The sequence below is a fragment of the Saccharothrix sp. NRRL B-16314 genome (genome assembly GCF_000716595.1).
GTDB lineage: Bacteria > Actinomycetota > Actinomycetes > Mycobacteriales > Pseudonocardiaceae > Actinosynnema.
The window spans coordinates 20,782-41,625 of record NZ_JNXC01000028.1; the positions used below are offsets into that span (position 1 = coordinate 20,782).

General features: G+C 70.4%; 15 protein-coding genes. 7 read left to right on the forward strand and 8 right to left on the reverse strand.

Features of this window, described 5'->3' with window-relative positions; translation table 11 throughout:
• Positions 1–50 precede the first annotated feature (50 nt).
• The gene (locus OQ02_RS30555; protein ID WP_033442105.1) at positions 51–1,400 is read right to left on the reverse strand and encodes a cellulase family glycosylhydrolase; all 1,350 of its coding nucleotides are present in this window, start codon (positions 1,398–1,400) and stop codon (positions 51–53) included.
• A gap of 521 nt (positions 1,401–1,921) precedes the next feature.
• Here OQ02_RS30555 and OQ02_RS30560 point away from each other — a divergent pair.
• Positions 1,922–3,088 carry an ROK family transcriptional regulator gene (locus OQ02_RS30560; protein WP_051772982.1) on the forward strand — a complete coding sequence of 389 codons (1,167 nt, stop codon included), beginning with the start codon at positions 1,922–1,924 and terminating at the stop codon, positions 3,086–3,088.
• A 118-nt stretch (positions 3,089–3,206) separates the two neighbouring features.
• On the forward strand, positions 3,207–4,220 hold the full coding sequence (locus OQ02_RS30565; protein WP_051772983.1) for a DUF2330 domain-containing protein: 1,014 nt from the start codon (positions 3,207–3,209) through the stop codon (positions 4,218–4,220).
• Between the two features lie 3 nt (positions 4,221–4,223).
• On the opposite strand, the gene OQ02_RS30570 is transcribed toward OQ02_RS30565, so the two are convergent.
• The 5 genes from OQ02_RS30570 to OQ02_RS45140 all read right to left on the reverse strand — a co-directional run bounded on the left by OQ02_RS30570 (position 4,224) and on the right by OQ02_RS45140 (position 10,001).
• Positions 4,224–5,717 carry an alpha/beta fold hydrolase gene (locus OQ02_RS30570; protein ID WP_231500302.1) on the reverse strand — a complete coding sequence of 498 codons (1,494 nt, stop codon included), beginning with the start codon at positions 5,715–5,717 and terminating at the stop codon, positions 4,224–4,226.
• An 83-nt stretch (positions 5,718–5,800) separates the two neighbouring features.
• Positions 5,801–6,352, reverse strand: coding sequence for a class I SAM-dependent methyltransferase (locus tag OQ02_RS30575; protein WP_033442108.1), 552 nt, complete (start codon positions 6,350–6,352; stop codon positions 5,801–5,803).
• A gap of 71 nt (positions 6,353–6,423) precedes the next feature.
• Positions 6,424–6,912 carry a hypothetical protein gene (locus OQ02_RS30580; RefSeq protein ID WP_156077401.1) on the reverse strand — a complete coding sequence of 163 codons (489 nt, stop codon included), beginning with the start codon at positions 6,910–6,912 and terminating at the stop codon, positions 6,424–6,426.
• A 158-nt stretch (positions 6,913–7,070) separates the two neighbouring features.
• Complete coding sequence (locus OQ02_RS30585) at positions 7,071–8,018, reverse strand: substrate-binding domain-containing protein (protein WP_033442110.1); 948 nt, start codon at positions 8,016–8,018, stop codon at positions 7,071–7,073.
• Between the two features lie 195 nt (positions 8,019–8,213).
• Complete coding sequence (locus OQ02_RS45140) at positions 8,214–10,001, reverse strand: serine/threonine-protein kinase (protein WP_051772985.1); 1,788 nt, start codon at positions 9,999–10,001, stop codon at positions 8,214–8,216.
• Positions 10,002–11,318: 1,317 nt separating this feature from the next.
• On the opposite strand from OQ02_RS45140, the gene OQ02_RS30595 reads away from it, so the two are divergent.
• Both OQ02_RS30595 and OQ02_RS30600 read left to right on the forward strand, forming a co-directional pair.
• On the forward strand, positions 11,319–12,329 hold the full coding sequence (locus OQ02_RS30595) for a hypothetical protein (RefSeq protein WP_033442111.1): 1,011 nt from the start codon (positions 11,319–11,321) through the stop codon (positions 12,327–12,329).
• Positions 12,330–12,657: 328 nt separating this feature from the next.
• Positions 12,658–13,890 carry a cysteine desulfurase gene (locus OQ02_RS30600; protein ID WP_033442112.1) on the forward strand — a complete coding sequence of 411 codons (1,233 nt, stop codon included), beginning with the start codon at positions 12,658–12,660 and terminating at the stop codon, positions 13,888–13,890.
• An 82-nt stretch (positions 13,891–13,972) separates the two neighbouring features.
• Here the strand turns inward: OQ02_RS30600 and OQ02_RS30605 are convergent, their stop codons facing one another.
• A complete protein-coding gene (locus tag OQ02_RS30605; RefSeq protein ID WP_081916051.1) occupies positions 13,973–14,668 on the reverse strand; it encodes a glycoside hydrolase family 11 protein in 696 nt (231 codons plus the stop codon).
• A gap of 327 nt (positions 14,669–14,995) precedes the next feature.
• On the opposite strand from OQ02_RS30605, the gene OQ02_RS30610 reads away from it, so the two are divergent.
• Entirely contained in the window at positions 14,996–16,375 is a 1,380-nt protein-coding gene (locus OQ02_RS30610) for an RCC1 domain-containing protein (protein ID WP_081916052.1), read from the forward strand.
• A gap of 119 nt (positions 16,376–16,494) precedes the next feature.
• Entirely contained in the window at positions 16,495–17,448 is a 954-nt protein-coding gene (locus tag OQ02_RS30615) for a hypothetical protein (protein ID WP_033442113.1), read from the forward strand.
• Positions 17,449–17,457: 9 nt separating this feature from the next.
• Here OQ02_RS30615 and OQ02_RS46825 read toward each other — a convergent pair whose 3' ends face one another.
• Entirely contained in the window at positions 17,458–19,401 is a 1,944-nt protein-coding gene (locus OQ02_RS46825) for a serine/threonine-protein kinase (protein ID WP_037329698.1), read from the reverse strand.
• A 270-nt stretch (positions 19,402–19,671) separates the two neighbouring features.
• On the opposite strand from OQ02_RS46825, the gene OQ02_RS30625 reads away from it, so the two are divergent.
• A complete protein-coding gene (locus tag OQ02_RS30625) occupies positions 19,672–20,841 on the forward strand; it encodes a GDSL-type esterase/lipase family protein (RefSeq protein ID WP_063747186.1) in 1,170 nt (389 codons plus the stop codon).
• Positions 20,842–20,844 lie beyond the last annotated feature (3 nt).

Consider the following 20,844-nt stretch of genomic DNA (forward strand, 5'->3'; position numbering starts at 1 on the left):
GACGCGCGGACGCCGGGATGGCCGGCGTCCGCGCGTCGAGGGTGGACAGGTCAGCTCGCGGTGCAGGAGGCGGTCGGCGCGCTGTTGGTGGCGCGCGACGAACCCGTGAACCCGAACGAAGTGCTGGAACCGGCGTTGAGACTGCCGTTGTAGCCCGCGTTCCGGGCCGTCACGGTCGATCCGGCGCTGGTGACCTCGGCGTTCCAGGCGTGGTCGACGGTCTGGCCGTCGGCGTACGTCCAGGTGACCGTCCAGCCCTTGATCGCCGACGTGCCCGCCGTGACCCGGACCTCGCCCTGGAAACCGCCCGGCCACTGGTTGGTGACCGCGTACGCGGCGGTGCAGCGGAGGCCGCCAGGCGTCGTGGTCGTGGGCGTGGTCGTCGTCGTGGTCGTGGTGGTGGTCGACGTGGTCGACGTCGGGCCGCCGAAGATGGCGGCTTCCTTCGCCGTGGCCTTGATCCCGTCGGCGCCGTTGAAGATGCGCTCACCCCAGGTCGTGAGCCGGTTCGGGTCGAAGTCGGTGGCCATGTCCAGGATCGGGTCGGAGTTCCCGCTCCACGACCACGCCAGGTAGCCGAGACCGCGCTTCTCCGACTCGGCCAGGATCGTCTCGTGGTCCACCTCGTTCGCGGCGAACTTCCAGCCGAACTCGCCGATGACGAGCGGCCAGTTGTTGGCCTGGAAGTGGTCCAGGTAGGAGACGATCGTGGACGCCGAGCTGTACACCGAGTACATGTGGATCGACAGCACGGTGTTCTTCCGGCTGTCCGCGTCGAGGACCTCCTGCGCGTCGGCCCGCATGACGTGCTGCCAGTCCTGGCCCCAGTTCGGCCCGTCGACCATCAGCAGGTGCTCGAACCCGTTGGCGCGCATCTTCTTGACCGCGTTGACCGTCGCGTCGGTCCACTGCGCGGCGTCGGTGTTCCCGATCGGCTCGTTGCCGATGTTGATGACGACGTAGTCCTCCTGGCCGACCAGGGCGCTCTTCTGGCTGATCCAGTAGTCGGCCGCCTCGTCGAGGGACGCGGCGGCGGCTTCCTCGCCGTAGCCGGTGGTGTCGTGCACCTCCAGCACGCAGATCATCTTGTTCCGCTTGCACAACGCGATCACTTCGGCCGTGTCGGTGGACGGACCCCACCGCTTGCCGGTGCCCAGGACGACCCGAACGGTGTTGGCGCCCAACGCCTTCACGTCGGCGAACGAGTTCGTCCGGCCGGTGTACCAGACGTGCGGGTGGTTGACGCCGCGCATCACGAACGGCTGCCCGTCGGCTTCGACGATCCTGGTGCCGCTGACGTGCAGCCCCACCGCCGCCTGGGCTTGCGACAGGGCCGTCACCCCGAAACCCGCGACGACGAGCAGCGCGGCGCTGATCATGGCGATTGCTCTTCTAGTCATTGCTCTTCCGACACCTCATCGAGTCGACTCAGCTGGTGACCGACGTTCCGTCTGGGAGCGCTCCCAGTAACGGTGTCGGTCAGTGATGACCACACGACATCGACGGGGAGCAGTAGTCGGCCGACCGGACTGGGTGCAGCACGGTCGGTGACGAGGCGGCGCCCAGCTCCGAGCACCATTAGTTTCCCTGCGGAACTTAAGCGCCCACGGTACGGCCGCCCTCGTCGTGAAGTCAAGATCTACCGTCACAACGGCCTGACCAGTACCGTCATCTGAACCCGCTCCTCCGGTAGAGCGAATCCGCTCCTCCTCGCGCCCGATCCGCCGTAGTCCGTTCGCGGTGGCGCGGCGTTCGGGCGGTCCGGCCGGGTGACGGGGAGGCGCGGGTCGACCGAAGCGGCAAGCCACCGGAACCGCCTGGTGGTGTGTAGCTTTGCGTGACCAGGCAGCGAGTCGTTGCACTGGGAGCGATCCCAGGACGCGGCGAGGTGTGAGCTCGAGATCCAGGAGTGCCGAGGTCGATGACAACGCCCCACGCCACGCCGTCGTGGCCGAACCTGCCCGAGGTCGCGCGGGACGTCCTGCTGGAGGTGTTGATCCACGGCCCGCTGTCCCGCGCGGAGATCGCCGCCCGGTTGCGCCTGTCCCGGCCGACCCTCACCAGGTTGACCAAGGCGCTGGTGTCGGACGGCCTGCTGGTCGAGGGCGAGACCAAACCGGCTCCGTCGGTCGGCCGCCCGTCGGAGATGCTCCACGTGCGGGGTGAGGCCCACCGCTTCCTCGGCGTGAAGCTGACCGCCGAACGGCTCTTCGCCACCGTCACCGACCTGACCGCGATCCCGCTGGACACCACCGAGGAGCCGCTGCACTCCCACGACCCGGACGAGGTCGTCGCCCAGGTCGCGAAGGTCGCGGCCCGGTTCCCCGGCATCACCGGCATCGGCGTGACGCTGGGCGGGATCGTCCTCGACGGGCTGGTCGCGCGCCACGAGTTCCTCGGATGGACCGACGTGCCGCTCAAGACCGCCCTGACCGGCGCCACCGGCATCCCCACCGCGGTAGACAACGACGTGCAGGCGCTCACCGCCGCCGAACACTGGTTCGGTCCGGGCGCCGGGCTGGAGTCGATGGCCGTGATCACCGTCGGCGCGGGTGTCGGCACCGGGCTGATCGTGGACGGCCGGCTCGTGCGCGGCGCGCACGGCCTGCACCCGCACTTCAGCCACACCCTCGTCGACTCCAACGGTCCGCTGTGCGGCTGCGGTCGGCGCGGCTGCATCTCCAGCTACCTCATGACGCACATGATGATGCGCAGGCTGGCCGGCAACCCCGCGTACGAGGAAGCACTGGACCGGGTCCGCGCCGGCGACCCGGAGGCCAGGCGGGTGTTCGACGACGCGGGATACGCGCTCGGCGTGCTCATCGGCACCGTCGCCAACGTCATCGACCCGCAGAAGGTGCTGCTCACCGGCGAAGGTCTGCCGCTGTACGAGGTGTCGTCCCGGTTCGTGCACGACGGCATCGAGGACACCTACGAGGACGACCCCGACCTGATCGAACTGGACGTGCAGCCGTTCGACTTCCGCGAGTGGGCCCGGTCCGGTGCCGCGCTCGCGATCAAGGCCACGATCACCGGGTCCATCCGCGACCGGCCGGAGGGCACTCCGCGACGCGTCGGCCGGCGGTGAAGACGGCTGGGTGAAGACCGGCCCCAGGTGAAGACTGGTCGGGTCACCCGGACGGCGGAACCCGACCGCCGTCGACCGCGTCGGACGGGTCATGGCACTCGGTCGGGTCGCAACCCGAATGGCGGTCGTGGTGGCACTCGCCGTCACGGTGGTGGCAGTGGACCCCGCGATGTCGGGCGCGTGCGCCTGCGGTGCGTTCGTCGCCAACGACAAGCTGCGCGCGCAGCAGGAGACCGCGCTGGTGGAGTTGACCGGGCGCACCGAGTCGATCACCCTCTCGGTGCAGGCGCGGTCCGCGGCGACCCAGGCCGCGTTCCTGATGCCGGTGCCCGCGCGCGCCCGGTTCGAGATCGCCGACGGTGAGCTGTTCACCGAACTCGACCGGATCAGCCGCCCGGACGTCGAGGTGCGGCGCGTGACGATCGACGGTGACGGCGCGGGTGCTCCCCCGGGTTCGGACCGCGGCGCCACGGTCGTCGACCACGTCGAGGTCGGGCCCTACGAGGTCGCGCAACTCGCCGGCACCGACGCCACCGCCGTGACGCAGTGGTTGGGAGAACACGACTTCACGCTGCCCACCGCCCTCGGAGGCGCGCTCGAACCGTACCTCGCCGAGGGCTGGCTCGTCGTCGCGGTGCGCCTGGCCCCGACCTCGGGCAGCCTGTCCGACGGGCTGCCGCCGATGCGGCTGGCGTTCGAGACCGACACCCCGGTCTACCCGATGCGACTGTCCGCCACGGCCGAGGGCAAGCAGCCGCTGCGGCTGTACGTGCTGGCCGACCACCGGATGGACGTCAGCAACCCGGCGCCCAAGGGCACCGCGCCCGAGCTGGTGTTCGCGGGCGAGGTGAAGCCGGACCCGCAGTACCCGACGCTGTCCGCCGCGTTGACCGGCCCGCGCTTCCTGACCCGCTACGACGCGGAGTTCTCACCCGCGAGGATCACCGACGACATCCGCCTCACCCGCGCCGCCACCGACGACCACCACCGAGCGATCGTGGTCGTCACCGAGTACGTCCGCTCGTCCTGGCCGATGCCAGGGCTGCCGCTGACCCTCCTGGCCTTGGCACTGGTCGCAGGCGCCGTCGTCATAGTCCGCCGCGTCCGGTCCCGCCGTTCGACCAAGGCCTGACGCTCACCGCACGACCGGCAAGCCCACCGTGACGTCACGCAACACCATCACGCTCGGCGTGCGGCTGCCGTGCAGGACGAACGTGTCCGAAAGCGCGCTGACGGTCAGGTACAGCGACTGGCCGGCCGGGACGGTCGTGGCGACCGACGGCAGTTCGATCGTCCGGCGGGCGCCGAGGGTCAGGCTCTTCTCGCGGTGCGGCAGCACGTTGTTCTGCACGACCTTCGCGTCCAGCGGGGACGTGCCGACGCTGAGCGCGAAGAACGCGCGGCTGTCCAGGCCCAGGGTGGTGACCCGGGCGTCGAGCGACGGTGACCCCGCGATCGTGAGCGGGCCGTCCGCGATCTTGATCGCCTGCGGCAGGCCGACACCTGCCGTGGTCGCGACGTCCGGCAGCGCGACGGTGGTGGTCGGCTTGACCGAGTCCACGCTGACGCAGCCGCCCTCGGCGGTCATGAGGTGGTAGCGGCCGTGGCCGGTCAGCGTGCGCGTCGCGCCCAGCAGGTTCTCGGAGAGGAACCGCAGTTCGAGTTCGTCGTAACCGCCGCCGACTTCGGCGGAGCAGGCGTCGCCCGCGACCGCGTGACCGAGCGGGAGGGTGCTCGGCAGCGCGTGCCCGCCGTTGTAGCCGACGAGGAGGCTGTTGGCACGGGCACGCGGGGTCAACGCCCGGTCGAAGTTGTCGATCGCCTGGTCCAGCGGGAACAGGTTGTCGCTGACGCCCTGGCGCAGCAGCACCGGGATGTCCAGCCGTCGGCCGGCGGCGACGTGGTGCGCGGGGCCGTTGTCGCGGAAGAACCCGTCCATCGCGGCCGGCCAGTCGCCGGTGACCAGGCCTTCGGCGTAACCGGTGTGCACCGTCGTGGAGTGCGCGTCGAGGCCGGCGGCGTACAGGGCGGTGACCCACGTGGTGCGCACGACCTCGCGCGGGGCGAGGCTGTCGTTCAGCGAGTGCCACGTGATCTGCGGCGCCAGCGCGTCGAACCGGGTCCGTCCGGTCTTCATGATCTCGGTGAACGCGCCGGCGAACTGGTAGCCGCCGCCGTAGGAGCCGCCGACCGCACCGAGGACCGGGTCGTTCGGGCCGTTCCTGCGCACCCAGTCCAGCGACGCGACGTGGTCGATCACGCGGATGACGTCCTCGCCCTCGAACGCCGGGTCCTCCACGTGCGCCTTGCCGCCGCTCTCGCCGAAGCCGCGCTGGTCGATGCTGACCACGCCGAAACCGGCGTCCAGGTACCGCTGGAACGAACCGGGCGCGGACGTGCGGGTGCCGCCCCAACCGTGGCTGTGCAGCAGCACGGGCACCTTGTCGTCCCGTGAGGCGGTGGCGGGTTTGAACACGCTGGCGCAGATGCTCACCGGTCCCGGTTCCAGCGGATCGGTCTCCGGCACGCTCTCGACGCAGACGTGCTCCGGCGCCGGGTGGGCCGCGTTCGCCGCCGGAGCGGCCACGACGACCGCGGCGACGGCCGCCGCCACGGTGAGTGCGGGCATCACGCGCATCGGGTACCTCCGGTTCCTCCGGCGTGCTGGGGCACGCAGCGGATCTAACGAACCAGCCCGGAGATCGTTGCTCTTCAGTTCTCCACGGCGCTGTGCACGGACACCGCGTAGTCGCCGCCGGTGAACGGCTGCCGGTCCCAGGTCGCGAATCGCTCGACCAGCCGCAGCCCGGCCGCGGCGGCGTGGGCGTCGTAGTCGGTGACGGTGTACCCGCGGTCGAGGCTGAAGCCGGCGATCAGCAGTCGGCCGACGTGCCTCGCCACACCGGCGACCAGCGCCGGTTCCGTGCCGGGCGGGGTGAACAGGGGGACGTTGCCCGCCATGACCACGACGTCGAACACCCGGCCGAGGTCGAGGTCGGCGAGGTCGGACTCCACCCAGGTGATGCCCGGGTCCAGTCGGCGCGCGGTGGCCAGCATGGACGCGTCGACGTCCGCCCCGACCACTTCGATCCCGTGCCGGGCCAACTCGATCGCGACCCGCCCGGTGCCGCAGCCGGCGTCGAGCACGCTCGTCGGCCCGTACGCCCGGACGAAGTTCGCCTCACCGTGGATGTCGGTGCCGCTCTCGGCCAACTCGTCGAACCGACGCTGGTAGTCGTCGCCGTCCCACTTGGTGTCCACCACCCGACCAGTATGGGGTTGGCGCCCACGGGCCGACTTGCCCGACCCCGCGCGTGCGCCGATTCGACGGCCGGTCAGACGACCTGGTGGGCTTTCCACACGGCCCAGGCGTCGGAGTGGGACTCGGCGCCGTCGAAGAACGCGTCCGCGACCGGGGCGACGTCCACGTTGTCCAGTCCGCCCGCGACGTCGAAGAACGTCGGGCCGTACACCTCGAACGCGGTCGAGTCCGTGAGCGGCTGGTAGGGCACGGCCAGCTCCATCGACCACGGGGTCAGGCCGTACTCGACCGCCTCGACCGCCAGCGCGTCGCTGCGCCCCCACTCGAAGTTCACGTAGGCGTCCACGACGAGCACCGCCCGGACCGCGCCCGACTCGTTGGTCTCCAGGGCGTGCTGGCCGACGGCCACGGCGTCCTTGAGGTCATCGGCTTGGATGCGCTGCAGAACGCGTTCGCCGTCGGGGAGTTCGTAGGCGAGGATCGGGATGAGCGTCTCGCCTTCGGACACGCTCCAGATCCCGTGTGCGGTGATGTACCCCGCCATCGAAGCGATCTCGATCATGACCGCGAGTATGCACCGGACACCCGTGATCGCGCGGGCAGTCGGGGACATTCACCACCCGACGTGCCGGTTCACCCAGGCGCGCAACGTCCGCGCCACCCGTTCCGCCGAGTCGTCCGCATAGCCGGGCATGCAGGTTCGGCGTCGACGGCGTCAGGTCACCGGGCGGACGGCTGCATCGTCGAAGACCGGACCACCAGCTCGGTGGCCAGCTCGACCCGGTCGGTGGCGGGCGGGTGACCGGCGATCAGGTCGGCCAGCATCCTCCCCGCCTGCCTGCCCATCTCGGCGAGCGGCTGGCGGACGGTGCTGAGCGCGGGTGACGAGCGCCAGGCCGTCGGCAGGTCGTCGAAACCGATGACGCTCAGGTCGTCCGGCACCGACAGACCGGCGGAGCGGGCCGCCTCGATCACGCCGAGGGCCTGCTCGTCGTTGGCCGCGAAGATCGCCGTGGGGCGGTTCGGCCGGCGCAGCAGCTCGTGCGCTTCCCGGCGCCCTCCCTCGCTGGTGAAGTCCGCGTGGCGCACCAACGCCGGGTCGAACGCGATACCGGCGCGGTCGAGGGCGGACCGGTAGCCGTCCAGGCGGGCGCGGCTGCACAGCACGTCACGCGGTCCGCCGACGAAGCCGATCCGGCGGTGGCCGAGGGACAGCAGGTGCCTGGTGGCCGACACGCCGCCCGCCCGGTTCGTGGCGGCGACGCTCAGCAGGTCCGCCGCCGCGTCGACCGGGTCGATGTGCACCAGCGGCACCCCGGCGCGGGCGAGCACGGTCCGCTCGGCGGCGCTGATCGGGCACGTCACCAGCAGCACGCCGGCGCGCCGGGCCTTGACCAGGTCGACGGCCCAGGACGTGCGGCGACCGGCCGCCGCCGACATCACGACGTCCACACCGGAGGCGACGACGCCGCACATCACCTCCATGGCCCACGCGCTGTTGAGGGCCGGGAAGACGAGCTCCACCAGCGGCGCGGTGCGGTGGACGGGCTGCGGCGTCCGGCCCTTCGACGCACGGCCCGCGTGGCACTTGCGCTCCAGGACCCTGGCTGCCGTTGGCGGTGACATCCCACCGGTGGCGGTGACGCCTGCCCATCGCGATCGACTCACGGTTCCGACACTATCGGTAAATCTGCGAAAAACAATCGAACCGCTGAACTGCAACGATTCACCTCCACGCCGGTGAAGGTCATCAGGCCACAGGCAGGGTCCCGACAGGGAGAAGCAAGGACTTTCGCAGGAGTTTCGCAAGTTGCGAAGCGGTGGCCGGCGTCAACGGCGTCCCAGCGTCCACGGTGTTCCGCGTCAGCGGTTGCCGGAGTAGTTGTGCGGCCCCGCGCTGTCGTAGCCCTCCTCGGCCGCCGCGGTCAGGGCTTCCTTGGAGCCGTTCGCCCCGGTGAACGTGGCGACCGCGCCGATCACGTAGCGGTGCTTCTGCCCCTTCCACCCGTTGTTCATCGACTCGTGGTTCGCCTCGCACGGTTCCGAGCCGGCTCCGGTCTTCGGGCAGACGATGCCGAGGTCTTCGGTGCGCACGTCCTTCAACGCCTCGTAGACGTTGTCCGCGATCTCGCTGTTGGCGAACTCCAGCACCTTCACGCTGACCAGGATCGTCCCGTCCGCGCTCACGAAGGCGCCGGTGGTCACGCCGATGCAGCCGTTGCGGTTGAGGATGCCCTCGACGTCGTCGGTCTGGGCGGGTGCGATGCACGACTCGCGGTGACTGCCCGCCTCGAACGTGAACGTCCGACCCTCGGAGTCGGTGAACTCGTCCGCCAACAGGGCCGAGGTGGTCTGCGGGGTGACGTCCGTCGACTTGTCGTTCAGGCTGCTCGGGTCGAAGCGCTCGGTCGTGGTCGTCGTCGTGGTCGTGGTGGTCTCGGCGGCGACGCGCTCGGCCGTCGTCCTCGTCGTGCTCGTCGGCTCGGGCGACTCCTCGCCGGCCGTCTCCGTCGGAGTCCGCGCCGTCGAGGTGGAGAACACGCCCGCCACCGAGTCGATCACCTTGTCGGGGCCGATCATCAGGAACGCCAGGAACCCGGCGAGCAGGACCAGCCCGACGGCGACGGCTTTGACCGTCGACTTCTTGAGCGCCGACTTGTTCAGCACCGACTTCTTGAGCGCCGACAACGGCCTGCCGGTGCGCAGGACCGCGGTCCTGGGCTTCGGCGGCTTGGCCACAGTCCTGGCGTCGTACAACGCGGTGCCGTAGTTGCCGAGGGAGGTCGCGATGTCGGTGGGCAGCCACGACCCGGCGGCCAACCGCATGGTCTGGCCCTCGGTCTGCTTCCTCGCGTACGCCATCACCTCGGTGAGCGTGGGCCGCTTGTCCGGGTCCTTCTCCAGGCAGCGCTCGGCGATGGCGCGCACCTCCGCCGGGCAGTCGTCCAGGTCCGGCGGCTCGTTGAGGATCCGGTAGAACAGCGCGTCCTGGTTGCCCTCGCCGAACGCGGTGTGCCCGGTGGCCGCGAACACCGCGAGCTGGCCCAGCGCGAACACGTCGGTGGCCGTCGTCGCCGAACGGCCGCGGACCTGCTCGGGTGACATCAGCGCGGGCGTGCCGATCTTCATGCCGGTCCGGGTGAGCGACGTGGCCGCGGCGGCGTGCGCGATGCCGAAGTCGATGACGCGGGGGCCGTCGTCGGCGAGCAGCACGTTGGCCGGGGTGAGGTCGCGGTGGATCAGGCCGCAGGCGTGGACGGCGGCCAGCCCTTCGGCCACCCCCGCCATCAGCCGGAACACCGTGGCCAACGGCAGCGGGCCGTGCTCGGTGACCGCCTGGCGCAGCGAAGGACCGGGCACGTAGGCGGTGGCCAGCCAGGGAATCGGCGCTTCGCTGTCCGAGTCGACGACCGGCGCGGTGCAGAGCCCTTGGACGCGCTGGGCCGCGTCGACCTCCTGGCGGAAACGGCGGCGGAACTCCTCGTCCTCCGCGTGCTCGGGCCGGATGACCTTCAACGCGAGGGCACGACCGCCTTGCGTGAAGGCCAGGTACACCCGCCCCATGCCACCCACGCCGATCCGCGCCCGGAGCGCGTATCCACCGACCTCGTCCGGATCGTCCGCCGTCAGCGGCTCGAACCTGCTGGACATCCCACCCCCCGGCACCGGCTCGTGTCCCGCGTCAGTTCTACCTCGCGGGAGGTCGCCGATGTGCGTCATACGGCGCACTGGGTGTGGAAAGGTGGATCAGGTCGGAACGGTCGCTGTCGCAGGTCAGTCCGAGTCGTGGACGCGGCTGAACCGAGGTGCGATCCTGGCGAGGGCCGAACCGGCCGCGATCAGCGCGAACCCGGCCAACACCAACCACAGCACGTTCACCCCGTCGCCTTCGCGTCACGAGGTCCGGGCGTCGGGTCTGGTGCGAGAGCGCGGCGAGGGTGGCACCGATCTGCGCTTCTTCGTCGTGGGCGGGCACGAGCGCGACGACGCGGATTGGCGCGGGAGGGGGTGCCTGCCGAGTGGTGGGGCGGTCCGGAGCGCACCCTTTGTCCCCATTGCGGGTTTCCTTCCGCACTGGCAACTCCTCTGACGGAGCGATCCCGTCACCTGTTCGGCGGTAAACTACGACGAGTAACGATGATCCGGCCCGCACGCCGGTCGGGAACCACCCTTGCGGGCGAGACGGCTCGTACTGTCCGTAGCAAACTCACCTAACGTGCATGTCCGTCACCTCGCGCCGGTCAACGGTCGATACGGCGATCGACCGCACCGCTACCCCCATTTGCGCGACAACGGGTATCCACGATGCACTGAGGACAGCTTTTTAATTGACCGGTCGCCCGAAGTGATGTACGGCCTGCCGGTTTTGACCGATCCGGAACCTTCTCGGGCAATCCACCCGAACGGCCTAGCAGTGGTGTGATCGTCCCAGGTCCACTTCGGCGCCCGAGCCCGGTTTCCACACGTCAAGGGGGTTGTCGGCGGCGATCCGCAGTCACTCGCGGCCGTCGCTCGGATGTTCTTGACAGTCGACATGACCCCGCATACGTTGACATCACGAGGGGGCGTTCAGGGGGATTGCGAACATCAACCGCGACGTCGTCGACGATCAAGTCGACAACCCTCGGCAGACCACGATGCGAAAGTCGGGACCACGCACCGGTTGCCATTCGATTCCGGGGGACGAACGGATGCGCGACGGTCCACGGCACCTTATGGGGGATGCGAAGATGCAGGTCGGCACGAGCATGAACCGCACCGACGACGGTCACTCGTCAGCCGTCGAGCAGGTCTGGCCCACGCCTTAGCGATATCGAGGTCCACCCGGACGCCTGGATTGAACCCGGTGAATCCGGCGCACCCGCGCGCCCTCAATTCTCGACACCGCAATTCCACCGCCCTGTGACCACCGGGCCGTCGAACCACGCCGTAGCCGACCCCTGAACCCGTCCAGGTGCGGAGAACACGATGACGCTCCCGCAAGACCTCGCGTACAAGCCCCACCTCCGGCACTGCACGTTCTTCGTGCCCGACAGCGGCGGCATCCTGATGATCGTCGGCGACCAGCACCTCGAACTGGAGCAGCAGGGCGCCGACCTCGAGTCGTTCCTGAACTTCAAGCGCTACCTGGACGGCCGCCACACCGTCGAGGAGATCTCGCTGATCACCGGCGTGAGCGTGGACGACACCCTGGCGATCGTCAACAGGTTCGCCGAGCAGGGCCTGATCCGCGACGAGAACCAGGACTTGGACCAGATCCCGGCCGGGACGTTCCTCAAGCAGATCGACAAGTCGTGCGCCCTGTGGACCGAGCAGATCGGCTACCACAGGCTGTGGTCCGGCCTGGAGAACGGGGACTTCCGCAAGGAGGTGTTCCTCGGCCTGGTCCTGGAGGCCTACCACCACATCGACTCGGCCAGCCGGCACATCTCCACCGCGATCGCGCACTGCTCCGACCCCGCGTGGAAGCACCTGCTCTCCGGGTACCTGTCCGAGCAGTACGACCGCGCCTGGACGGCCCGCGACAGCCTCGTCAACATGGGCCTTTCGAAGGAGGAGGTCGCCAACGCGCACCCGTTGATCGGCACCTGGTCGTGGACGAACAACCTGTGCGAGATCGCCCGCGAGGACACCCTCGGCTACCTGGCCTGCACCAAGCTGTTCGAGGCGCATGGCGTGGACACGCCGGACGGCGCGCACACCCTTCAGCGCCTGGCGGAGGCCTACGGCTACCCCGAGGGCTGCCTGTCGCCGCTGGTGTCCCGCGTGGAAGAGGACGCCAAGGCGAACCGCACCGGCCTGCTGGAAGAAGCGCTCGCTGATCGGGCCTCCGTGCCCGCCTGGCAGGCGCACCGCGCGGTGGACAACCTGCACGACCTCAAGCACTCGTTCGACCAGTACAACGACGGCATCATCACGTACTACTCGAACGTCTCGAACTACATCCCCCGGTTGAAGGTCGACTACTTCAGCCTCTGAGGAGGCGGTCGACCAGCCGAACCTGTGCCGGCTGCCCGAGCGGCGAGGGAACCTGCGCGGAGCGGGTGCGCGGTCACACCGCCACGGACCTGCCCCCCGGAGGAGCTGCACGAGACCGGCGTGCCGACCGCGGACACCGAGGGGCGACGAGATCGAGTCCGATGTGGACAGGTCCATCGCGCTGCCGGGGCAGGCCTTGGCGCACACCGCCCGCCGGCTCGGGTTCCAGCGCCTCGCGGGCGGACGCGGAACGGGCGCTGGGCGGGCGACCCGGGGCAAGTAGGCTGGGCGCAGACCCCGGATCCGCCGACCTTAGGGACCACGCACCGTGAACGTCGAGTCGATCCGCGAGGACTTCCCGATCCTCCGTCGCAGGCTGGCCGACGACCAGCCCCTCGTCTACCTCGACAGCGCGAACACCTCGCAGAAGCCGTGGCAGGTCATCGACGCCATCGCCGAGCACTACCGGCGGCACAACGCGAACGTCGCGCGCACGGTCCACCAGCTGGGCGAGGAGGCGACCGCCGCGTACGAGCTGGGGCGGACGAAGGTCGCGGAGTTCGTGCGGGCCGACTCGGACGAGATCGTGTTCACGAAGAACGCCTCCGAAGCGCTCAACCTGATGGCCAACGTGCTGGCCTGGAAGTCCCCGTACCAGGTCGGCGCCGGTGACGAGATCGTCATCACCGCGATGGAGCACCACTCGAACATCGTGCCGTGGCAGTTGCTGGCGGAGCGGACCGGCGCCCGGCTGCGCTGGTTCGGCCTCACCGACGAGGGCCGGCTCGACCTGTCCACTATGGACGACCTGATCAACGAGCGGACGAAGGTCGTCGCGCTGACGCACGTGTCGAACATGCTGGGCACGGTCAACCCGGTGGCCCTGATCGCCGAACGCGCGCACCAGGTCGGTGCGCTGGTCGTGCTGGACGCGTCGCAGGCCGTGCCGCACATGCGGTACGACGTGGCGGCGACGGGCGCGGACGCCGTCGCGTTCACCGGTCACAAGATGGGCGGCCCCACCGGCATCGGCGTGCTGTGGGGACGGCGCGACCTGCTCGCGGAGCTGCCCCCGTTCCTGGGCGGCGGTGAGATGATCGAATCCGTCCGGCTGGAGCGGAGCACGTACGCGCAGCCGCCGCACCGGTTCGAGGCGGGCACTCCCCCGATCGCCCAGGCCGTCGGCCTCGGCGCGGCGGTGGACTACCTGACGTCGATCGGCATGGACGACGTCGCCGAGCACGAGCGCGCCGTGACCGACTACGCGCTGCGCGGGCTGGCCGGGGTGCCGGGGCTGCGAATCCTGGGTCCGGCGACGGCCGAGGACCGGGGCGGCGCGATCAGCTTCACGTTCCAGGACGTGCACCCGCACGACGTCAGCCAGGTGCTGGACTCGCTCGGCATCGCGGTGCGGGCGGGCCACCACTGCGCCGCGCCCGCCCACCAGTGGTTCGGCGTGCCCGCGACCACCCGCGCGTCGTCCTACCTCTACACCACGTTCGCCGAGGTGGACGCGTTGATCGAGGGTCTGGAACGGGTTCGCGGCTTCTTCGTCCGCTGATTCACGAGAGGACGCACAACGCGCTGTGGCGCGGCGACCCGATGGCCGCCGCGCCACATCTTCGCGGGTGGTCCCGGGGAATTCAGCTCACGGTGATGTTGGAATTCCCGCTGCTCTGGTAACCCTCGGTCGCCATGATCATGTAGTACCGGAAACCGCCGAGGTTCATCCCGGCCCGGGCCCACGCGTCGAAGTGGTTCCCGGTGGTGATGGTCCCGCCCGTCTTCTTCGACGTGCGGACGCTCCAGAACTGCGGGAACGTCTTGGTGCCTTCGACGGAAGGCGCGTTGTACCGCATCGTCTGGTAGATGTCGTACGTGCCGCCGTCGCTGTTGACCGTGCCCTTGTGCGTACCGGTGGGCCGGTAGTTGCCCCAGTTGTCGACGATGTAGTACTCGACCAGCGGGTTGGACGTCCAGCCGTAGAGGCACAGGTAGCCGTTGCCGGACGGGTAGAAGCTGCCCGAGTACCGCACGGTCCGGCGGCTGCCGGTGCTCCAGCCCTTGCCGCACACGAAGTTGCCGGTGTTGCGCCACGACGTGCTGTACTGGCCGCCCGATCCCATGGTCATGGAAACGGTGCCGTTGGCGTCGGTCCAGAACGAGTAGTAGTAGCCGTTGTGGGTACCGGTCTGGTTGTTGGTGACGGTTTGCGCGTGGGCGGTGCCGGGCAGCAGCAACGCGGACGTGGACACGGCCAAGGCGCCGGCGCCACCGAGGAACATCCTGCGGCTGAGAGGGTGCGCGATCCGGTCAGGGGCGTCGTCGTCCATGTGCATGCTTCCTCCTCGTTGAGGCAGGCAGGGGTCAGGCGGCGGAGTACACCTGGCAGGCCTTTCGGCTGGATCGACAGCGGGTGAAGGCTCATCGATGCGGACAGTGTTCGTCCGACTCCGCCGCGTTGTCAACGATTCTCGTAATGTTTCGAAAACGTTCGGAATGCGCCCTTTCCGGTGGGTCGGCGTTTCCCCTCCGCGGACCCCGCATCAGGTTCGCGCAAAGACCTGCGCGACCGTGCCGCGGCCGTGATCACACCCTCTACCTTGATCACACACCGCGCTCCCGTGGGGGGAGTTCACGACCACGCGGTGATCCGAGGGGGACTGATGAGGGCTGTACACGGAGTCTTGACGGCGGCGGTCGTCGGCTTGTTGGCCGCCATGCCGGGCACGCCGGCCAACGCGACCGGTGACGGCGCACCGGAGACCACCACGACGACGAGCGTGCTCGGGTGGGGGCGCAACTCCGCCGGCCAGGTGGGTGACAACACCTGGACCAAGCGCGCAACCCCGTCCCTGACCTGCGCGGTCGGCGCCACCGACTGCACCACCAACCCGCTGACCTCGGTCACCGCGATCAAGGGCGGCACCACCCACACCGTCGCGCTGCGCGCCGACGGGAGCGTGCTGAGCTGGGGCGCGAACTACGACGGGCAGTTGGGTGACGGCACCACGACGAACCGGTACACCCCCGTGCCGGTGTGCGCGGTCGGCGCCACGAACTGCGCCGCCGACCCGCTGACCGGCGTCACCGCCATCGCCGCGGGCGGTGAGCACAACCTCGCCCTGCTGTCCGACGGCACGGTGGTGAGCTGGGGCCGCAACTACTCGGGCAGGCTCGGCGACGGCACCTACACCGACCGGTCCACCCCCGTGCGGGTGTGCGCGGTGGGCGCAACCGAGTGCGCGGCCGATCCGTTGAGCGGCGTCGTCGCGATCGCCGCCGGCACACCGCACAGCCTCGCGCTGCTCGGTGACGGCACGGTCGTCGCGTGGGGCGACAACTGGAACTCGGAACTGGGCGACGGCACGTCCAACGGCCGCAACACCCCCGGACCGGTGTGCGCGGTCGGCGCCACGGACTGCACCGCCGACCCGCTGACCGGCGTCACCGGGGTCACGTCGGGGTCGAACCACAACCTCGCCCGGCTGAGCACCGGCAGCGTCGTCGCCTGGGGGTACAACGGCAACGGCCGGCTGGGTGACGGCACCACCACGACGCGCACCACGCCGGTCCAGGTCTGCGCGGTCGGCGCGACGGACTGCAACGCTGCCCCGATCACCGGTGTCACGTCGCTCGCCACGTCACCGACCGGCTCGCACAGCTTCGCGTTGACGGGCAGCGGCCAGGTGCTCAGCTGGGGCTTCAATGGCAACGGCGAACTGGGCAACGGCACGACCACCGACCGGTCGACCCCTGGTGCGGTCTGCGCGGTCGCGGCGGTCGACTGCGCCACCACTCCGCTCGGCGGCGTCACGTCGGTGGTCGCGGGCGGCCAGGCCGGTGCGGCGCTCGGTGCCGGTGGCGCCGTCGTGACGTGGGGTGGCAACTACGACGGCCAACTCGGCAACGGCAGCGCGGTGACCAGGGCGACGGTGCCGGGACCGGTGTGCGCGCCGGGCGCGACGAACTGCTCGGCGAGCCCGCTGACCGACGTGACCGCGCTCGGTGCCGGCCGCTGGCACTTCCTCGCCGCACGCGGCTAGACGACCGCAGGGATTCCGCCTGCGGGTCCGCAGCGCACGAAACCCGGTCGGGTACATGCCTTCCCCCGTCCTCCCTGGCAGTCTGATCTTCAACGCCGGTCGAGGACGGGGAGGGTGCCATGACCGGAGACCCGGAGGCGGACCGGAGCCCGCGCTCGGCGACCGACGAGGAGCGGTTGGCCGCCCAGCGGGCCGTCTCGCCGCGCGTCGCGCTGATGGAACGCCTGAGCCTCCTCGAAGGTGAAGTGCCGGGTGCCGCCGCTTACCAGGCCGCGCGCAGGCTTCTCCCGGAGGAGGACCCGCATCCGGGGATGAAACCTCCTCCCGGGGCGGTGTGGAACCCGGAGACCGGCACCTGGTCGGTCGACCACGCGGCGGCGATGCGGCTGTGGTCGCCGGACGACGGGGTCGGCCTGCCGCCGTCGGAGATGGTGGACGCGTTCCTGACGGGCTACGCCGAGCGCACCGGGGACGACAGCGCGCGGCCACTGGTCGAGCAGCTCTACGCCGAGGCGGAGAAGCGGTTGCGCGACCGAGGGGGTGCACCGGAGTCTCTTTCCCCCAGTACCAAGGCAGAGGCGGTCGCTGTCGCCGGGCGGCACGGGTTCGGCGAGTTCGTGGAGACCGTCGAACTCGATTCCTCGTCCAGGGGCTTCGGCGTCGCCTTGGCGTTCGCGGTGTTGCCGGCGTTCTTCGGGGTCTTGCTCCTGTTCCAGGCCGACGGGGACGTGCTCGCCGTCGTGGGTGGCGTCCTGCTCACCGTGCTGGCGATCGGGATTCTGGCGTTGGGCGTCGTGGCGTTGCGCATGCCGGCACCGGTGCCCCGCCGGTTGTTCCTGTTCACCGGTGGCGTCGTGCTCGGCGTCGACGGTGTGCCGGACCCGTACGCGTGGTCGGATCTGGAGCTGGTCGAACGGGTCGTCGTCTCCAACGTGGGCTCGGATCACCACGAGGTCAGGGAGAAGCTGCTCCTGATCGGCCCACTCGGCAGGAGCACGCAGTTCCCCGTCCCCTCGGGGCATCGCGAGACCGTCGTCGCTCTCGGCAGGGCGGGCGGCGCGGTGATCCGGTAGTGCGGCCGGCTACATCCGGCTGAGGATCATGGTTTTCCACCACAGGTCGAGCCGTTCCAACGTGTCCGCCGTCGCGCCGGGTGCGGTGGTCAGCGTGCCCGTGGTGACGGTGCCCGCGTCCGTCCACAACAGACTTCCGGTGCTGCCGTCCAGGTAGCAGGTGGTGAACTCGCCGTCGAGCGGGCCGGAGGTGTCGCGGTAGTAGGTGGAGTAGTGCACGGGGTGGGTGGTCGGGCGGCAGCCGCCCTGGGAGTCGTCGCGCGGGATGCCGTGGGAGGTGACGACGGCTTGGAAGTGGGCGTCCTGGGCGGCGCGGGTGGCGAAGAGGCGGAACTCGGCGCGGGCCGGTGGTGCGAACCGGTCGTGGCGCTCGTTGGCTTGGGTGCAGACCACCTTCGCGGTGACGCCGTCGCCGTCGGTGGGTGCGGTGGCGCAGGAGGTGTTGTCGCGGTAGACGACGGGGAGGGAGCCGAGGAGTTTCTGCTCTTCGGGGTTCGGCCCCGGTGCCTTGGTGGTGGTTGTGGTTGTGGTGGCCGGTGTCGATGACTTGGTGGTCTTGGCCGACGTGGTGGGCTGGGACTCGGTGGTCTGCGAGCCGGTGGCCGTGCCCGAGCCGCCGATGACCCAGTTCGTCGTGCCGTCGAGCGTCACGTAGACGACAGCGGCCACGGCCACGAGCACGACCAGCGAAGCGGCGACCACACCGAGGGCGACGCGACGGGCCTGCGACTGGTCGGCGGGGTGGAACGCGACCGGCGGCTGCCCAGCCGACCCCAGCGGCCACGTGCCTCGGGGTGTGGCCGGAGACCCTGGGCTGTGGGTGGGTCTGAACGCGCCGGCAGCACCCGGCGCAGGGGCACCACCGGGGCCGACGGCAGCACCGGGTGCGGGGGTGGTGTTGCGGGGCTGTGGAGTGGGTTCGGGCGGCGTTGGGGCGGGCTGCGCTGGGATGCCGGGCGATGGGGTGCCGGGCGATGGGGTGCCGGGCGATGGGGTGCCGGGCGATGGCGCGGACGGCGCTGGGATGCCGGGTGCCGGCGCGGACGGCACTGGGATGCCGGGCGATGGGGTGCTGGGCGTCGGGGCGGGCCGCGTTGGAGCGCTGGGTGTTGGGGCGGTGGGTGTGGCGCGTGGTGTCGGGGTCAGGGCGGCGCGGGCGGCGGTGGCGAGGGCGCCGGCGGACTCGTGTCGGGCTGCCGGGTCCTTGGCCATGCCTCGGGCGATCACGTTGTCCAAGGCGGGCGGGACGGCCGGGTTCACCGGGTGCGCCTTCGGCGGCGGTTCCTGGACGTGGGCCCAGATCTGGGCTGCCGTGCCGTCCACGTCGAACGGCCGCCGGCCGCTCAGGCACGCGAACAGCACGCACGCCAACGCGTAGATGTCGGACCGCGCGTCGACCGCCACGTTCTCGAACCGCTCGGGCGCCATGTAGTCGACCGTGCCGATCACGTCACCGGACGCCGTGATCTGCGTTTCGGCCGCCGCGGCGGTGCGGGCGATGCCGAAGTCCACCAAGTACACGAAGTCACCCGGCGTGACGAGGATGTTGGACGGCTTCACGTCCCGGTGCACGAGCCCGTCGGCGTGGGCGGCGTCGAGCGCCCCGGCCACCTGCTCCACGATCCGCACCGCGCGCTCGGGGCTGAGCGGCCCCTGCGCGATCAGGTCGGTCAGGTCCGCGCCCTCCACCAGCCGCATGTCGAGGTAGAGCCGCCCGTCGATCTCACCGTAGGCGTGGATCGGGATCACGTGCGGCTCCCGCAGCCGGGCCACGATCTGCGCCTCCCGGCGGAACCGCGCCCGGAACGCGGCGTCGTCGTGGAAAGCGGGCGACAGCCGCTTGAGCGCCACCGTCCGGTCGTGCACGGTGTCGTGCGCCCGGTGCACCTCGCCCATCCCGCCACGCCCGATCAGCGGCCCGATCCGGTAGGGCCCGAACGTCTCGTCTGCCATGTCCCCCGCGTTCTCCGTACGCCGTCGCTGCGATCGACGCGAGCGGGGTCGCAGCGGTTCCCCGCACCGTCCCCGCGAGCGGGATTATCCGCAGCGGTGAACCGGGGTCGGCGGCGGGTTCGGTGTCGACGGGACCGGTCACGGTCGGCGAAGCGGTGGTCACCCGCTCCGGCGACCTCTCGGCACCAACGGGTCATCCGGCTCCCGGACCGTCCTCGACGGCGGTTCCGACACCTACGGTTGTCCGACCACACCAAGGAGTTGAGGTCGATGTCCGGTGCCACCCGAAGTCGGGTCCTCGCCGCCGTGATCGCCATCGGCGCCGCGGCGCTCACCGCGACCGAAGCGCGGGCGGCCACACCGGCACTGCCCGCCGCGGTCGTCTCGCTCGGCGACAGCTACATCTCCGGTGAAGCCGGTCGCTGGCGTGGCAACGCGCTGGAGAACTCGGGCGACAAGTGGGGCACGGACCTCGCCACCACGTGCGACGCGAACGGCTGCACGACCGACCCGCAGCGGGTCTACGGGGACACCCACACCTCCACGAACATGTGCCACCGCTCGACGTCGGCCGAGATCATCAGCGCCGCGATCCCGGACGCGACACCGGTCAACCTGGCCTGCTCCGGCGCGACCACCCTGGACGTGCGCAACGGCGACGCCGCGCGCAACCAGCCCAACCAGCTCGACCTGCTGCGCGCCACCGTCCGCGAGCACCACGTGAAGCTGGTCGTGCTGTCGGTCGGGGGCAACGACCTGGGGTTCGGCGACATCATCGCCGACTGCGTCAAGGGCTACCTCACCGGCTACAAGTGCGCGCCGACGTGGGATCCGAAGGTGGCCGCGAAGCTCGACCAGCTCCGGCTCGACGTCGGCGCCACCGTAAAGGCGATCAAGGAGGTGCTGAACGCCGCCCAAGGCACCGGCACTTATCAGTTCGTCCTCCAGTCGTACCCCGCGCCGATGCCGGCGGCCCGGAACTTCCGGATCCCCGAGGAAGGTCCGCGGTTCTCGGTGGGCGGTTGCCCGGTGTGGGACTCCGACGCGAACTGGGCGCGGCAGCAGCTCGTGCCGACGATCGCCGAGCAGCTCAAGAAGGTGGCCGCCGCCCGCTCCGTGCGGTTCCTCGACCTCCAGGGCGCCTACGACGGCCGGGGTGTGTGCGCCACGGACTCCCAGCAGGCGCAGAAGGAGAACAGCGCGTCCAACCCGCTGCCCGGCACCACGGCGGAGTGGGTGCGCTGGGTCGTCAGCGGGTACACGCCGCAGGGCGACCGGCAGGAGAGCATGCACCCGAACTTCTACGGCCAGCGCGCGTTGGGCACCTGCCTGCGCCTGATGCACGAGAAGGCCACCGGCGATTTCGGGTGCCACAACACGCGTGGCGCGGGTCCGGGGCGCATGACGCTGTCCCCGATCGCCACGACGCGCGACCTCTGACGT

Excerpts from the sequence above, each read along its gene's own strand:
- OQ02_RS30555 (WP_033442105.1), bottom strand. The coding sequence starts at position 1,400 with ATGACTAGAAGAGCAATCGCCATGATCAGCGCCGCGCTGCTCGTCGTC.
- OQ02_RS30570 (WP_231500302.1), bottom strand. The coding sequence starts at position 5,717 with ATGCCCGCACTCACCGTGGCGGCGGCCGTCGCCGCGGTCGTCGTGGCC.
- OQ02_RS30625 (WP_063747186.1), top strand. The coding sequence starts at position 19,672 with ATGTCCGGTGCCACCCGAAGTCGGGTCCTCGCCGCCGTGATCGCCATC.
- OQ02_RS30580 (WP_156077401.1), bottom strand. The coding sequence starts at position 6,912 with ATGATCGAGATCGCTTCGATGGCGGGGTACATCACCGCACACGGGATC.
- OQ02_RS45140 (WP_051772985.1), bottom strand. The coding sequence starts at position 10,001 with ATGTCCAGCAGGTTCGAGCCGCTGACGGCGGACGATCCGGACGAGGTC.
- OQ02_RS30560 (WP_051772982.1), top strand. The coding sequence starts at position 1,922 with ATGACAACGCCCCACGCCACGCCGTCGTGGCCGAACCTGCCCGAGGTC.
- OQ02_RS30595 (WP_033442111.1), top strand. The coding sequence starts at position 11,319 with ATGACGCTCCCGCAAGACCTCGCGTACAAGCCCCACCTCCGGCACTGC.
- OQ02_RS30565 (WP_051772983.1), top strand. The coding sequence starts at position 3,207 with ATGGCGGTCGTGGTGGCACTCGCCGTCACGGTGGTGGCAGTGGACCCC.
- OQ02_RS30610 (WP_081916052.1), top strand. The coding sequence starts at position 14,996 with ATGAGGGCTGTACACGGAGTCTTGACGGCGGCGGTCGTCGGCTTGTTG.
- OQ02_RS30615 (WP_033442113.1), top strand. The coding sequence starts at position 16,495 with ATGACCGGAGACCCGGAGGCGGACCGGAGCCCGCGCTCGGCGACCGAC.
- OQ02_RS46825 (WP_037329698.1), bottom strand. The coding sequence starts at position 19,401 with ATGGCAGACGAGACGTTCGGGCCCTACCGGATCGGGCCGCTGATCGGG.
- OQ02_RS30605 (WP_081916051.1), bottom strand. The coding sequence starts at position 14,668 with ATGCACATGGACGACGACGCCCCTGACCGGATCGCGCACCCTCTCAGC.